The sequence below is a fragment of the Ensifer canadensis genome (genome assembly GCF_017488845.2).
In the GTDB taxonomy this organism is placed as follows: Bacteria; Pseudomonadota; Alphaproteobacteria; order Rhizobiales; family Rhizobiaceae; genus Ensifer; species Ensifer canadensis.
The window spans coordinates 544,709-559,192 of the sequence record NZ_CP083371.1 but is presented as its reverse complement, the minus strand read 5'-3'; the positions used below and the strand labels follow the sequence as shown (position 1 = coordinate 559,192).

The following is a 14,484-nucleotide window of genomic DNA, read 5'->3' as shown; positions in this document are numbered from 1 at the left end:
GATGACCTCCTTGAAAAAACTCCTTCTCGGCGAACAGGGCCTCGTCGTCATCTTCGCGCTTGCATTTCTCGTCGTCTCGCTGACGGTCCCGAACTTCCTGACCGAGCGAAACATGCTCGGCCTGCTGCAGTCGGTTGTCACCATCGGCATCGTCGCCTGCACCATGATGTTCTGCCTTGCCTCGCGCGACTTCGACCTTTCGGTGGGCTCGACCGTTGCCTTCTCCGGCATGGTCGCGGTCATGGCCTCAAATGCGACCGGCTCGATCCTGCTCGGCCTGGTCGCGGCCCTGGTGTGCGGCGGTCTCGTCGGAACGGTCAACGGCGTCGTCATCGCCCGTTTCCGCATCAACGCGCTGATCACGACGCTTGCCACCATGCAGATCGTGCGTGGCCTGGCGCTCATCGCATCGGACGGCCGCGCCGTCGGCATCAACGATCCAAGCTTCTACCAGCTGGCCCTTTCGCGCTTCCTCGGCGTTCCGACGCCGATCTGGGTCATGGGCCTGTTCTTCGTTGCCTTCGGCTTTTTGCTGAACCGCACCGTCTTCGGCAAGAACACTCTGGCAATCGGCGGCAATCCCGAAGCGTCGCGCCTTGCCGGCGTCGACGTCGCGCGCATGCGCATCTGGATCTTCGCGCTGCAGGGTCTCGTCTGCGCCGTCGCCGGCGTGTTGCTGGCGTCGCGCATTACCTCGGGCCAGCCGAATGCGGCGACCGGCCTCGAACTTTCGGTTATCTCCGCCTGCGTACTCGGCGGCGTCTCGCTTGCCGGCGGACGGGCGGCGATGACCGGCGTCATCGTCGGCGTGCTGATCATGGGCATTGCGGAAAACGTCATGAACCTGCTCAACATCCAGGCCTTCTACCAGTATGTCGTGCGCGGCTTCATCCTGCTGCTGGCCGTTCTGCTCGACAACCTGCGCTCGTCCGCCGTTGGCCGACGCGTTTAGCAGCCGCATGTCCTCGGACGTCCTGCCGCTTAGCAATGGAGAGCTTTTGATCGAATTGAGCCGCTTCGGCGGCTCGATCCTGTCCGGTTCCTATTGCGGCGTGCCGATCTTCCGATCCACGCCAACCGGCGGGCTTGCCTCGCAGCACCACGGTCAGGAGGCGAGCTTTCCGCTCGTTCCCTTCGGCAACCGGTTGGAGGGGAACAGCTTCACCTTCTCAGGCAATCGCTTCGTCCTAGTTCGCAACGCCAGCGACCCCTGTTATCTGCATGGCGACGGTTGGCTGGCGGCATGGCAGGTCGTCTCGCACAGCGAAACCGAAGCATGCCTGCGCTATGTGCACGAGGCTGTTGCCCCCAATCCCTATGCCTATGAAGCCGTTCAGCGTTTCACTGTTGAAGATGACCGCCTGACCGTCACGCTTTCCGTCACCAACAGGTCGGGCTTCGCTCTGCCCATCGGCCTCGGCCACCATCCCTTCTTCCCAAAAACCGCCGGCACACGGCTGATCGCGAAGGCCGAACGGTTCTGGACGGAAAGAGAAGGTCACTTGCCCGACCGACCCGGGCCGATACCGCACACTCTTGAGTTCGAGCGGGGCAATCTCTTGCCACGCCGATGGCTGAACAACGCCTATGAGGGATGGGACGGCAAGGCCGTGATCGAGTGGCCGGAACACGACCTCTACCTTGAAATCGACCCTCAGCCAGTCTTCGGTCATTTCATGCTCTATTCGCCTGCAGACGCAGACTTCTTTTGCTTCGAACCGATGACGCACCTGCCGAACGGCCATCACCTTGCCGGTCTCGGCGGTCTGACAATCGTCGAACACGGGCAAAGCTTGACCGGTAGGCTGACGCTCTCCCCGCGCCCGATCTCATCCCTAAAGGACCTTGAATAGGAACAGGTTGCGGGCACAGCTGAACCGTAGTTCCAAACGATGAAGCACCGCACGTCATGTCTGGCGCGCGGCACTTCATCGTTTCATCTCTCGAACCGATTTCGAGCCTATGCCGCCGCGAGCGACGACGCGTCGAAATCTGCGGCCCATTGCACGGCCGGCCGCGCCGCACAGCGCTCGATCCAGGCTTTGACGGCGGGCACATCCGGCGTTGCTTCCGGGAACCATGCAAACGGCGAATAGAGCAGCAAGTCGGCAGCCGAGAACTGCTCGCCCATCAGATAGGGGCTTGCAGTGAGCGCCGTCTCGAGCTGACGCGCCATCTCGACGGAACTGCGGAACGTGAACTGCAGATAGGGATGCGAGAGCCCCGCCGCCTCGACGATCAGCACCGGCTCGACCACGCCCGCGTACCAGGCAAGCCAGCTCAGATAACGGCCGCGCTTGGCATCGCCGGGAAGCGGCGCCAGTTTCTTGGCGGGGAAAAGATCGGTCAGGTACTGAATGATGGCGATGCTTTCCCAGATGACGACGCCATCATGCACCAGCAGCGGCACCTTGCCCTCCGGGTGCGGATTTTTCGGGTCCTTGGCCCCGCTGCCGTCGCCGCGGGTGATGTCGACGACGACGATGTTGACCTTGTCGAGCGCATCCAGTTCGCGAAGCAAAGTGATGATGCGCGAAGAGCGGGAGCGCGGGGCGTGATAGAGCGTCAACATGGAAAGGTCCTCGATTGCGGTTTCTGTCTGGGCTCTTTATAAAACGACCCAACTGTCAATTTCCGTCAGCAGGCTCATGGCGCGCAGCGATCGTTTGTTTCGTCTTCTCCAGGCCCTTCGCAGCCTGCCACCGCCGGTGACGGCGGCCAGGCTCGCCGAGGAAACCGGCGTGTCGCCACGCTCGCTCTACCGCGACATCGACAGCCTGCGCGCCGCCGGCGCCGTCATAGACGGCGAGCGCGGTTTTGGTTATCGCCTCACCGAAGATATCGCCCTCCCGCCCCAGACGTTCACGCGCCTTGAAATCGAAGCCCTGGTGCTGGGGCTGGGCGAAGTTCGCCACATGGGTGAACCGGAATTGGCGAAGGCGGCCGAGGCAGTGCTTTCGAAGATTACCGCCACCCTGCCCGATCGCTTACAGCAGCAGACGATCCATGCCGTCTCGCAGGTCCACCGTTTCGAAAGAAGATCCACTTCCGACATCGACGTCGGGCTGCTTCGCGAAGCCTGCTGGCAGGAACGGGCAATCGTCATCGACTATGTCGACGCCGGGGGCCAGCATAGCGAAAGACGCGTCCTGCCGCTCGGCATCGTCTATCTCGAACATGTGCTTGTTCTGCTCGGCTGGTGCTGCCTGCGTGAGGACTTCCGCAAGTTTCGTATCGATCGCATCGCCGAGATAAGGCCGACGGACGAAAGTTTCCGGCCGCGGCGCGTGCCGATGCTGCGCGAGTTCATTGCCCGCATGAATGCCGGCGCAACGGACACGGCGCCGGCCCACCGCAAAGGGTAAGTCGACGCCGCCAACGCCAGTGTAGAGACGCTCTCAGAAGTCCGGCGCTACGCCGAAGACGAACTCCACCTGCTCGCCCGACATGTTGTAATATTGGTGATCGGTACCGGCCGGAATATAGAACCCGTCGCGCGGATTGAGCTCGAACCAGGCCTGGCCTTCCGCGTCGGGCACGTGAATGTTGAGCGTTCCGGAAACGACGTAGAGGCATTCATCGCCCTTGTGGCGCTCGACGCCCGTGCGCTTGCCGGCCAGCAGCGTTGTCTTGCCGACCGTCAACTGGTCGGTGGCGCAATAGAGGCCGGTAAAGGCGCCTTGCGTCGCCTGGTCCAGGCTCCACAGCAGATCGGCATCGCGCATCGGATGGATCGTGCGTGCGTCGCGTTGGGCTTTTGCTTCCATCGGCCAGCGACCGATGAACTCGCTCTGGCTGTAACGCGACTGCGCAAGCTCGAGATAAGGCTTGGTGCGGGCATAGGGACCGGACGTGCCCTTTGCCGGCGGCGGCGCAAAGAACTCCAGCACCCGTACCTGGTCATTGCCGAGGTTGAAGCCATGGTGCCAGGTATCCTTGCGGAAGAACAGCGCCTCGCCCTTTTGCGCGATGCAGAACTCCCCTGTTTCGGGATTGGCAAGGCCGAGCGTGCCGCTCAAGACATAGAGCACTTCATCGGCACCGAAGATCGTCCTGAAAGCGTCGGTATGCTTGAAGCAGCCGCCGGGCTGCATGCCGAAGACGATCTGGTGGATGCTGTCGGTGGAGGCGTAGATCCAGTCGTCGACGAGGCCGGCATTCTCCTCTCCCCAGAGATGCCGGGTGACGCCAGCATAGGGAATGTGGCTGGCGCGGTCGAAGACTGGACGCGGTGAAGGCTTGTAGCCCATCGGTAACTCCTTGGCTGCGGCGCGTCGTTGCGCGCTATTTTCGGTTTGAGGACGCGCGCGTCCGTTCGATCAGGCGGGCGGTGACCTTGCGCTTCATTTCCGGGTCGAGATGCATGACGTTGAAAACCTCCGCCATCCACAGGCCCTCGACGGCAAGGCGGATGATCGTGGCGTCGACCGGATCCAGACCGTCTTCTTCGACCGCCGCCTGGCAACGAATGTTCTGCTGGCGCACGATTTCAAGCAGGTCGGGAAAGTTGGAGAGCGCCGCCGTGATGCTGGCGCCGAGGCGGTCGTATTGCTCGCCGGTACTTGCGGCTTCCCCAAGCGTCGCGCCGACATAGGCTCGTGTGTAGCGGCCGTGCGGATCCTCGTCCTCATGCTCGATGCCGGCAAGACCGGTCTCGAAGCGGTAGACGAACCGTTCGACCATGGCGCGCACAAGGGCGTCCTTGCTGGCGAAATGATAGAGGATGCCCCCCTTGCTCAGGCCCGTCTGCTCCGCGACCTCGTCGAAGGTGAGCGAGGAAACGCCCTTGCCCACGACGATCGCCTCGGCGGCAGTCAAAATACGGTCCCGTGCGCTTTCACGTTTTGCCATGTCGGTACAATCCAGTGTTGAAAAATCTGCGCACGCTATATCCCTGAACTCTCGCGCAGGCGATCGACGATCTCGGCCATCAGCGCCAGATCGTTGCGTGAATCGTCGAGCGTGGTTTTCGGCTGCGTGCCCTTGACCAGATGATCGTGGAAGGCGCGCAATTCGAGCGCGAAGGGGTCGGTATAATCAGGACCGAAGACCCTTGTCTCCGTCTCGGTTTCGGTCGAATCGATCACCTCCAGCGAGGTCGGCAGGTTGCGGATATAGGGCGTGTCGTAGCTGACACGCAGTTGCCGCCGGTCGGACAGCACCTCGATGCGCGCGTCGAAGCGGGCAACGTTGTCGATCATCGCCTCGTAGATCGCGGTGAAATGGCCATAGTCGAAAAGCGCGACGATGGATTCCCCATTGGCCTTGTGATGGGCCGCGATCACCCGCTTCGGCAGCCCGATCAGTTCGCGCATCGCCGAAAGGCTGTGGGACGACAGCCCGGTCAGGACCTGATAGGCGCGCATGAGGTCGGCGGGCGCATCCTCCCCGACGACCTGCTTCAGGAGCGCCGATGTCTGCGCGCGGGATTCGGCGAGGAACGCGGCGTCCAGATCGGTTGGGTAGAAGATGTTACGGGTCTGTTTGATGAAGAACGGGCCCTCGCAGATGATATCGCGCACGCGGACGTAACGGAGCTCTTCCGGCTTCGGCATCATTGCCTTGGCGCGAAGGAAGCTCGGCGAATAGCGGCGCATATAGGCGACGAACAGCAGCTTGTCGGTGGCCTTGGCGAGCGGCGCGACCGCGTCGATCTCACCGAGCGTGAGGCAGGCCGGCTTTTCCAGGAAGACATGCTTGCCGGCTTTGAGCGCCAGTTCGAGATAGAAGCTGTGCGTCTGGTCCGGCGTCAAAATGAAAACGGCATCGATGTCGGGGGAAGAGACGAGCGCCTCTGCCGTCTCGAACGGCTTTGCACCGGGGTAGCGCGCCGAACAATAGGCCGTCAGGCTCGGCGAGACGTCGTAGACGCCAGCAATTTCAAACAAGTTCCGGTGATCCGAAAGGATCGGCAGATGCATGAGCTGGCTGACTTCGCCAAGCCCGATCAAACCAACGCGAACGACACGCATGAAAGCAACCTTTCCGCCTCACGAACGAGGCAACAATTCAACCTTTGACCGCACCGGCCGTCAGGCCGGAGACGATATGTTTCTGGAAGATGAGAGCGAGGATGACCAATGGCACGGTGACGATCGTCGATGCCGCCATGATCGCGCCATAGGGGAATTCGTACCGGCTGGAGCCCGAGATCAGGGCGATCGCCACCGGCACGGTGCGGTTCTCGTCCGTCAGGATGAAGGTCAGCGCGAACATGAACTCGTTCCACGAGGCGATGAAGGCCAGCAGTCCCGTCGAGATCAGTGCCGGCCCCATCATCGGCAGGAAGATGCAGCGCACGATCCGCAAGGGCGAGCAGCCGTCCATGATCGCCGCCTCCTCGATCTGTTTCGGCAAATCGCGCATGAACGTGGTCAGCACCCAGATGTTGAACGGCAGCGTGAAGATCATGTAGGAGAAGATCAGCGAACCGACCGTGTTGTAGAGCCCGAGCCAGCGGATCATCTCGAACAGGCCGGACAGAAGCGCGATCTGCGGGAACATCGAGACCGCGAGCACCAGCAGCATGATCGGCGAACGACCGCGAAAGTCGATCCGGCCGAGCGCATAGGCGGCCGCAATCGCCAGCACCAGCGAGAGTGCGACGACCGAGAAAGCGACGACCAGCGAATTCAAGAGGCTGCGCAGGAAAACGCCGTCCGACAGGATCGCCGTATAATTGTTGAACTTCAGGTCCGGGAAGAACGTCACGTCGAAGATCGCCTGACCTGATTTCAGCGATGAGGCGATCATCCAATAAAACGGAAACAGCGTGTAGAGCGCGACGACGCCGAAGAGGCTGTATATCGCGATCCTGTGCAGGCGTTTGCGGGCGTTGCTTCTGACCATGTCAAACTCCCAGCAGACGGCGGTTGAGACGGAAGACGGTGACGTAGATCGCTGTCACGACGGCGATCATCAGGAAGACGGCGGTACTAGCAGCCGAGCCCACCCCCATGTCCTGGAAATTGACAAGGACCTCGCGGGCATAGATCGACACCGTCTTGGCGTCGTCGCTGTTGGAGGAAAGCACGAAGCTCAGGTCGAACATGCGCAGCGCATCGAGTAGGCGAAAGAGCACGGCAACTGCAATGCTCGGCGCCAGCAGCGGCAGCGTCAGCGAGGTGAACTGCTTCCATGCCGGCACGCCGTCGATCGCGGCGACCTCGTAGATGCCGCGCGGTAGCATCTGCAAACCCGCCAGGATCAAAAGCACCATGAAGGGCGTGGTGATCCAGACATCGACGGCGATGATCACCGGCATGACCAGGGAGGCATTGGCAGTCCAGGCGATGCCGCTGTCGATGAAACCGGCCATCTTCAGCACGTGGTTCACGATGCCGAACTGGTCATGCAGCATCCACTGCCACATGCGGGCGCTGACCACGACCGGGATCGACCAGGGGATCAGGATGATCGCCCGCATGGCGCCGCGCCCGGCGATGTGGGAGTTGAGAAGGAGCGCGATCGTCAGCCCGAGAACGGTCTCGATCGACACCGAAATGACGGTGAAATACAGCGTATTGCGGACGGATTGCCACCACAGCGGATCTTCGAACAGCGCCCGATAGTTGTCGAAGCCGATGTAACTGTAGAAGTCCGGCTCCGTCAGCAGCGCGTCGGTGAAGGAAAAGACAAAGGTGCGCCCGAGCGGCCAGAGGGCGACGGCGGTCAGCACCAATAGGCTCGGCGCCAGAAACCACCAGGCGGTGCGGGCGCGGGCCTGCCGCAATCCGAGAGATCTTATTACTGCCCCTGACGTCATCGTCTCAAGCCTCCGCAGCGCGAAGCGCACTTTCGTCGACCCCGAACAGATGCGCCTTCGACTGCATCCAGCCGATGGTGATGTCGGCATTCGGCCGGAGATCCGGCTTGCCCTGCACCTTCATCACCAGCATCTGGCCATCGCCGACACGCGCGTGCACCAATGCCTCGCCACCGAGCGGCTCGACGAGCAGCACCTGCGCCGGGATCTGCACCTCGCCGCCGCCAAGGATCAGATCCTCGGGCCGCAGGCCGATGCTGATCTCGCCGTCATAGTCGATACGGCCGAGCGTATGGGTGCCCCCCATGACCTCCAGCCGGCTCGCGCTTGTCTCGCGATGCAACGTGCCCGGCAGAAAATTCATCCGCGGTGCGCCGATGAAGCTGGCGACGAATTTGCTCGCCGGCCGCTCATAAAGTTCCATCGGCGTGCCGACCTGGGCAATCCGGCCGTCCTTCAGGACGACGATGCGATCGGCAAGCGTCATTGCCTCGAGCTGGTCGTGGGTGACATAGACGGTGGTGGCCTTGAGCTCGCGGTGAATACGCGCGATTTCGACGCGCATTTCCATGCGCAGATCGGCATCTAGGTTGGAGAGCGGCTCGTCGAAGAGAAAGAGCTTTTGCGAACGCACCAGCGCACGGCCGATGGCGACCCGCTGCTGCTGCCCGCCGGAGAGCTGGGCGGGTCGACGGTGCAGCAGATGTTCGATCTTGAGAAAGCGCGCGACCTTGCTGACCCGCTCCTTGATTTCGCCGGCGCCCAGTCGCGCTGTCTCCAGCGCGAAGCCGAGGTTGCGCTCGACGCTCATGTGCGGATAGAGCGCGTAGGACTGGAACACCATGGCGATGCCGCGCTCGGCCGGCGGCGTTTCGTTCATGCGCCTGCCGCCGATCTGCAGTTCGCCGTCGGAAATCTCCTCGAGCCCGGCAATCATCCGCAGCAAGGTCGACTTGCCGCAGCCCGACGGGCCGACGAACACCACGAACTCTCCTTCGCCAACCTTCAGGTTGACTTTGTCGATCACGGTCAGCGCGCCGAAGCGCTTGACGACATCGGTTAGGTCAATTCCACTCATATGCGCACCGCCTGTTTGCGAGCTTTGTTTGCAAGCGCCGCCACGCCGACCGCGCAGGCCGTGTCGCCAAGGACGCTTCTGATAATGGGAAGATCCCGGGCGCCATCGGCCCAGATGAATGGGCGCGTCAGGCTAGCAAGGCGCTCGTTGACCGAAGGGTCGCCGCCGATACCGCCGCCAAGGATCAGGATTTCAGGGTCGAGTGTGTTGACGAGCTGCCCGAGATAGGAGGCAAGCGACAAAAGCGCGTCACCGACCATCGTGGCCGCCCTCGGATCGTGTGCTTCCGCTTCGAAGAGCTGCAGCGCGGTCGTCCCCGGACGGTCGATGAGTTTGCCGTAGCGCTCGCCGAGCGCCTTGCCGCTGGCGAAAAGCTCAAGATTGTGGCGTACCTGAAGGTCCTGATCTTCGCCGCCAAACGCCACGAGGTCGCTACCGGAAAAATGGATGGCAAAGCCGCGGGCGCCGGCATAGGGGGTGCCGCCGATCACCAGCGAATGCGACAGGCCGGTCGAAATCGTCACATAAACGAAGGGATCCGCATCGACGCCAGCTCCGATCCAGCCTTCGGCGTAGGCCGCGGCCCGTACATCGCTGTCGATATGAACAACACCGAAGCGGCTGAGATGCTGGCGGTAGTCGAGATCGCGCCAATCGAAATTCCAGGCCGATGCCGGTTCGCCGGCGCCGGTCACGAGTTCCGGCAGGCAAAGGCCGAGGCCTGCGGTATCGAGCTTGCGTGCGCTGCTTTCGGCCTCCATGGCCTCGGCGAGCACCCCGACCAGTTCGAGGACTGCACGGCCGCCTTGCTGGCAGGGCGTCGCGGCCGTGCGCTCAGTGATAACGGCACCGTCGGCCAGACGCACGAGGCAAGCCTTGGTCTTCGTCCCGCCGACATCGATGCCGATCGCGTGCTGGCTCACGGGCGCGCTCCCAATCGACCGGCCGCCGCGGCATCGATGTGCAATTCGGCGGCCCGGCATTCGGCGGCAATCGTCGCCGGCCAAGTGGCGTCATAGGCCGTGGCGCCGCTCATGCGTTCGCAGGCGTGGCGTTTGCCCTCGCCCCAGGCGATCATCGCTACGGATTTCGACAGCTCCGCAATCGAGGCGATACCGATGGTCACGCCATGCGACGGTACTTCGTCGATGCCGCGAAAGTCGGGGAAGGTCGCGAGATTGTCGCGCCGCGTCTGCTCGGCTAGAGCGACCACCCGCGTCCGGCTATCGCGCGCCGAGCCTGGCGGGTTGAACGCGATGTGACCGTCGCCGGCGCCGGAAGCGAGCAGAAAAAGATCGATGCCGCCGACAGCGGCGATGCGGGCATCATAGTCGTCGGGATTGCTTGGGTCCGGCATCCAGAAGTTTGCCCGTGGAATGCGAAACTCGGCAGGTAGCGCCGCGTTGATCCGCCCGACGATCTCACGCTCGCCGAACCCGCGGCAGGAGAAATGCACCGATGAAGGCGGTGGCGTCAGACGGTCGCCGCCGCTGGCCTGCAAGTATTCGTCCATCATGACGATGACCAGCCGCGAGCAATTGATCGGCTCAACCTTCAGCCGCCGGCCGATCGCCTCGTAGACCGGCATGGGGCTGCGCCCACCCGGACAGCCGAGCACATAAGCACGGCCTTCGGAACCTCGCGCCCGGATGCCATCGACGATCCGCTCCGCCAGATGCTCTCCGATCGATAGCGGCGTATCGTGGACCTCGACCTTCATGCCTTTGCCCGCTCAGCCAAAAGCTCGGAAACGAAGCGGAAATTCCGTTCGGCGATGGTTTCCGGCGTGTCGGGATGGCCGCGCGCAAGATCCTGCTCGACCACGAGCGGGCCATCGTAGCCCGTCTGCCGCAGCGCATCGACGAAAGCGGCAATGTCGACGACGCCGCGATCGAGGTCGGTCATGATGCCCTCTTCGAAGGCGCGGTCGCTGTGGATGCCTTCGGCCAGAACCCGTTCGCGATAGGCGCCATCGACGTTCTTCAGGTGGATGGCGTTGATCCGATCCCGGTGACGGACAAGGAAATCAGTCGGATCGGCCTTCCAATAGGCGTGGTGACCGGTATCGAGGCAGAGCCCGACAAGGCCTGGCTCCGTCTCGGCAAGCAGGCGCTCGATCTGCGGCTCAAGCTCGACGCAGGTGCCCACATGCGGGTGAAAGCTGAACTCCAGCCCATGCGAGCGGGCGATGCGTGCAGCGCCCGTGGTTTGCTCGACGACGGAGCGCCAGCCTGCTTCATCGACCACGCCCATCCTGTCCTTCGGATAGAACTCCGACTCGTCCATCAGGATGAAATGCGTCGCGCCGACCTCAGACAGCAGCCGACAGATCGCTTGCGTCTTTTCCTTAAGGACCGGCCAGGAGGCGGGATCGGCGAGTGTGTGGACATGGGCCGCCGCGACGACCGAAAGGCCGCGGCTGCCAAGCTCGGATGAAAGCACCTCTGGATCCGTGGCAAAGAAGCCGTAGGGTCCAAGTTCGGTGTGCCGGTAACCGGCCGCCTTGATGCGGTCGAGATAGTCGGTCCAGTTGATTTCGTTGCCTTCGGGCCAGTAAACGCCCCAGCAGCACGGTGCTATCGCAATGTTCACGGGTGATGTCCTCGATCGGTGGGAAATAGGCGGGGGCTTACCAGCCCCGCGCCTTTAGACGTTCCAGGTCGCTCGCAACCTTCGCCAGGGCATCGTCCGCGCTTTCCTTGCCGCTCAGCACATTGTGCACGCCATTGAAGATCCGCTGGGACACCCGGTTGTAGGACGCGCCCGTGACCTGCGACGGACGCGAGGCGCTTTCGGCATATGCCTTCTCGGCAAACTGCAGCGAAGGATTGGCCGCCAGAACGTCCTTGTCTTCGTAGAGCGCCTTCAGCGTCGGGCTATAGGCCTGGAGCGCGCGGCGCTTCTGTTCCTTGGCGCCGGTGAGATAGCGCACCAGGCTGACGGCGGCGTCTACATCGTCGGCGTATTTCGACACACCGAGAAGACCCGCCCCGTAACATCCGCTCGACTTGCCGCCTTCAGCCCCAACCGGAAGCGCCATGACGCCGACCTTACCGCGCAGCGACGATCCGTCGGCCTGCGTCGTGCCCCAGACATAGCTCCAATTGCGATGGAAAACCGAGTTCCCGGCTTCGAACACGCCGCGCGAGCCTTCTTCGTCGTAGTTCAACACGCCTTCCGGGCTGATCCCGCCGATCCAGGATCGGGCAATATCGAGCGCTTCGGCCGCCTTCGGATTGTTGGCTGTGATCTCGCCCTCGGGCGAAATGAAGGTTCCGCCGCCGTAGGATGCCACCCATTCGAGCGCGTCGCAGGTCAGCCCTTCATAGGCTCGCCCCTGCCAGACATAGCCCCACATGTCGGGACTGCCTGATGCCCGCTCCTTGTCCTGGATGAGCTTCGCCGTCTCGGTGAGCTCCCGCCAGGTCTTCGGCTCGGCCTTGCCGTACTTCTCCAGAAGGTCCTTGCGATAGAACATCAGGCCGGCGTCGACGAACCACGGCATTGCCAGCAGCTGGCCATTGATGGTCGCGTCGGCAAGAGACGATTCAAAATGGCTGGAAACTTCGTCGGCAGGCACCTTCTGCCGGAGATCGACGAGGTGCGACGCGAGCGTGCCGACCCAGATATTGTCGAGGGTCAAGACATCAACGTCGCCGGACTTTCCGGCGAGCAGCTGCTGGTAGAGCGGCAGCGCCTCGCCCCAATTGGCCGGCATCTTGTTGATCTTGACAGTATTGCCGGTTTCCTTGGCCCAGGCCTCGGAGGCCGACTGGCAGAGCTCGAGCTCCGCGCCGGCCGAGCTGCAGAAAATCGATACTTCGGCCGCAGCCGCTGGAAATGCGGCAAACGCCGCGGTGGCCAAGGCGGCCGCTTTCACACACTTCGTCCAATGCATTCTCGTCTCCTCCCCAGAAAACGCTTTGCCTCGATCAGTGATGACAAATTACTATACCGTCCAGACGGTACAGTAAAGTGGGGAGAACGAGAATTTCACAGGAACGTTGGCGGCCCGGCAGCAAACCGCCAGCCTATGACCTAGGGCGGCAACGCCACGAGGCTATCCCGCAAAAGAAAAAAGGCGTGGCCCACCAGAAAGTGGACCACGCCTTGCCGCACCGAGATGCGGTCTTGCCCTAGGAGGCAGCTTTATTCGGCTGGCTGAAGACCCGGAACCGGGCTTTCCGGCAGCGCCCGGCCGCCAAGGGTTGCGGCAAGCTGGGTCTCATCCAGTTCGCCTTCCCACTTGGCGACCACGATGGTCGCAACCGCGTTGCCGACAAAGTTGGTCAGTGCCCGGCACTCCGACATGAAGCGGTCGATGCCGAGGATCAGCGCCATGCCGGCAACCGGCACCGCCGGCACGACCGAAAGCGTGGCGGCAAGCGTGATGAAGCCGGCGCCGGTAATGCCGGCTGCACCCTTGGAGCTCAGCATCGCCACGAGCAGCAGCAGCACCTGGTCGCCGAGCGACAGCGGAATGTCGGTCGCCTGGGCAATAAAGAGTGCGGCGAGCGTCATGTAGATGTTGGTGCCGTCGAGGTTGAAGGAATAGCCGGTCGGAATGACCAGCCCGACAACCGAGCGCTTGCAACCGGCCTTTTCCATCTTGCTCATCAGTCCCGGCAGCGCCGCTTCCGAAGAGGATGTACCGAGAACGAGCAGCAGTTCTTCCTTGATGTAGCGGATGAGGGCGACGATCGAGAAGCCGTTGTAGCGGGCAACCGCGCCGAGCACGACGAAGACGAAGAGCAGCGAGGTCAAATAGAATGTGCCGATCAGCATGGCGAGATTGGCGATCGAACCGACGCCATATTTGCCGATGGTGAAGGCCATGGCGCCGAACGCACCGATCGGCGCCGCCTTCATCAGGATCGCGACCAGCTTGAAGATCGGCAGCGTCAGCGCGTGCAGGAAATCGACGACAGGCTCCGCCTTCTTGCCGACCATGGCGAGCGCCAGGCCGAACAGAACGGAGATGAACAGCACCTGCAGGATATCGCCCTCGGCAAATGCGCCGACGAGCGTGGTCGGAATGATGTTCATCAGGAAGCCGGTGATCGACTGCTCATGCGCCTTCTCGGCGTAGGAGGTGACCGCCTTGACGTCGAGCGACGCGGGGTCGATGTGCATGCCGGCGCCGGGCTGCACCACATTGGCCACGATCAGGCCGATGATGAGCGCGAGCGTCGAGAAGGTCAGGAAGTAGATCATCGCCTTGCCGGCGACCCGCCCGACCTTGGCGAGATCGGTCATGCCGGCAATGCCGGTGGCGACGGTCAGGAAGATGACCGGGGCAATAATCATCTTCACCAGGCGGATGAAGGCATCGCCTAGCGGCTTAAGCTGCGTGCCGACCTCCGGGTAGAAATGGCCGAGCAGGATGCCTGCGGCGATGGCCGCCAGAACCTGGACATAGAGATGACGATAGAAAGGTGTCTTGCCGCGCGGTTCCGCGGATTGGTCGATAATCATGATATCCTCCACTTAGGCCCAGTCCGGCGTCATGCCGGGCCTCCCAGGCCCTATTTCCGAAGCGCGACAGCTCGGGCTGTCATGAGGATGTCATCTGCAATGGGCGTGCCAGATCGCAGCACAGCTGATCAGGCCATTGAAATATCGCCAATTTTTCGAGAATCTT

Annotated in this window: 15 protein-coding genes; 3 read left to right on the top strand and 12 right to left on the bottom strand. The window is 62.5% G+C overall.

Translation table 11 applies throughout. The features are described from left to right. The first annotated feature begins 1 nt into the window (after position 1). A complete protein-coding gene (araH, locus tag J3R84_RS22185; protein WP_057223389.1) occupies positions 2-952 on the top strand; it encodes an L-arabinose ABC transporter permease AraH in 951 nt (316 codons plus the stop codon). A 7-nt stretch (positions 953-959) separates the two neighbouring features. Next, a complete protein-coding gene (locus J3R84_RS22180) occupies positions 960-1,853 on the top strand; it encodes an aldose 1-epimerase (RefSeq protein ID WP_203527826.1) in 894 nt (297 codons plus the stop codon). A 107-nt stretch (positions 1,854-1,960) separates the two neighbouring features. On the opposite strand, the gene J3R84_RS22175 is transcribed toward J3R84_RS22180, so the two are convergent. Further along, complete coding sequence (locus J3R84_RS22175; RefSeq protein WP_113568468.1) at positions 1,961-2,572, bottom strand: glutathione S-transferase family protein; 612 nt, start codon at positions 2,570-2,572, stop codon at positions 1,961-1,963. A 76-nt stretch (positions 2,573-2,648) separates the two neighbouring features. On the opposite strand from J3R84_RS22175, the gene J3R84_RS22170 reads away from it, so the two are divergent. Beyond that, a complete protein-coding gene (locus J3R84_RS22170) occupies positions 2,649-3,365 on the top strand; it encodes a helix-turn-helix transcriptional regulator (RefSeq protein WP_113568532.1) in 717 nt (238 codons plus the stop codon). A gap of 33 nt (positions 3,366-3,398) precedes the next feature. Here J3R84_RS22170 and J3R84_RS22165 read toward each other — a convergent pair whose 3' ends face one another. The 11 genes from J3R84_RS22165 to J3R84_RS22115 form a co-directional block, all read right to left on the bottom strand. Then, on the bottom strand, positions 3,399-4,250 hold the full coding sequence (locus tag J3R84_RS22165; RefSeq protein ID WP_025429245.1) for a cupin domain-containing protein: 852 nt from the start codon (positions 4,248-4,250) through the stop codon (positions 3,399-3,401). A 34-nt stretch (positions 4,251-4,284) separates the two neighbouring features. Then, positions 4,285-4,851, bottom strand: coding sequence for a TetR/AcrR family transcriptional regulator (locus J3R84_RS22160; protein ID WP_038577941.1), 567 nt, complete (start codon positions 4,849-4,851; stop codon positions 4,285-4,287). A 35-nt stretch (positions 4,852-4,886) separates the two neighbouring features. Beyond that, positions 4,887-5,972 carry a Gfo/Idh/MocA family protein gene (locus J3R84_RS22155; protein ID WP_057222847.1) on the bottom strand — a complete coding sequence of 362 codons (1,086 nt, stop codon included), beginning with the start codon at positions 5,970-5,972 and terminating at the stop codon, positions 4,887-4,889. Between the two features lie 37 nt (positions 5,973-6,009). Beyond that, entirely contained in the window at positions 6,010-6,849 is an 840-nt protein-coding gene (locus J3R84_RS22150) for a carbohydrate ABC transporter permease (RefSeq protein WP_057209818.1), read from the bottom strand. A 1-nt stretch (position 6,850) separates the two neighbouring features. Beyond that, positions 6,851-7,765 (bottom strand): carbohydrate ABC transporter permease, encoded by a 915-nt coding sequence (locus tag J3R84_RS22145; RefSeq protein ID WP_203527823.1) that lies wholly within the window; start codon positions 7,763-7,765, stop codon positions 6,851-6,853. A 4-nt stretch (positions 7,766-7,769) separates the two neighbouring features. Next, complete coding sequence (locus tag J3R84_RS22140) at positions 7,770-8,843, bottom strand: ABC transporter ATP-binding protein (protein WP_025429250.1); 1,074 nt, start codon at positions 8,841-8,843, stop codon at positions 7,770-7,772. Next, positions 8,840-9,766 carry an ROK family protein gene (locus tag J3R84_RS22135; RefSeq protein ID WP_025429251.1) on the bottom strand — a complete coding sequence of 309 codons (927 nt, stop codon included), beginning with the start codon at positions 9,764-9,766 and terminating at the stop codon, positions 8,840-8,842. Before J3R84_RS22135 ends, J3R84_RS22140 begins: the two co-directional genes overlap by 4 nt. Further along, complete coding sequence (locus J3R84_RS22130) at positions 9,763-10,563, bottom strand: sugar phosphate isomerase family (RefSeq protein WP_107027458.1); 801 nt, start codon at positions 10,561-10,563, stop codon at positions 9,763-9,765. The genes J3R84_RS22135 and J3R84_RS22130 overlap by 4 nt, the downstream gene beginning before the upstream one ends. Next, positions 10,560-11,435, bottom strand: coding sequence for a sugar phosphate isomerase/epimerase family protein (locus J3R84_RS22125; protein ID WP_057222846.1), 876 nt, complete (start codon positions 11,433-11,435; stop codon positions 10,560-10,562). Before J3R84_RS22125 ends, J3R84_RS22130 begins: the two co-directional genes overlap by 4 nt. A gap of 37 nt (positions 11,436-11,472) precedes the next feature. After that, positions 11,473-12,741, bottom strand: a complete 1,269-nt coding sequence (locus tag J3R84_RS22120) for an ABC transporter substrate-binding protein (protein ID WP_057209825.1) — start codon at positions 12,739-12,741, stop codon at positions 11,473-11,475. A 251-nt stretch (positions 12,742-12,992) separates the two neighbouring features. Continuing rightward, complete coding sequence (locus J3R84_RS22115; RefSeq protein WP_057209827.1) at positions 12,993-14,318, bottom strand: dicarboxylate/amino acid:cation symporter; 1,326 nt, start codon at positions 14,316-14,318, stop codon at positions 12,993-12,995. Positions 14,319-14,484 lie beyond the last annotated feature (166 nt).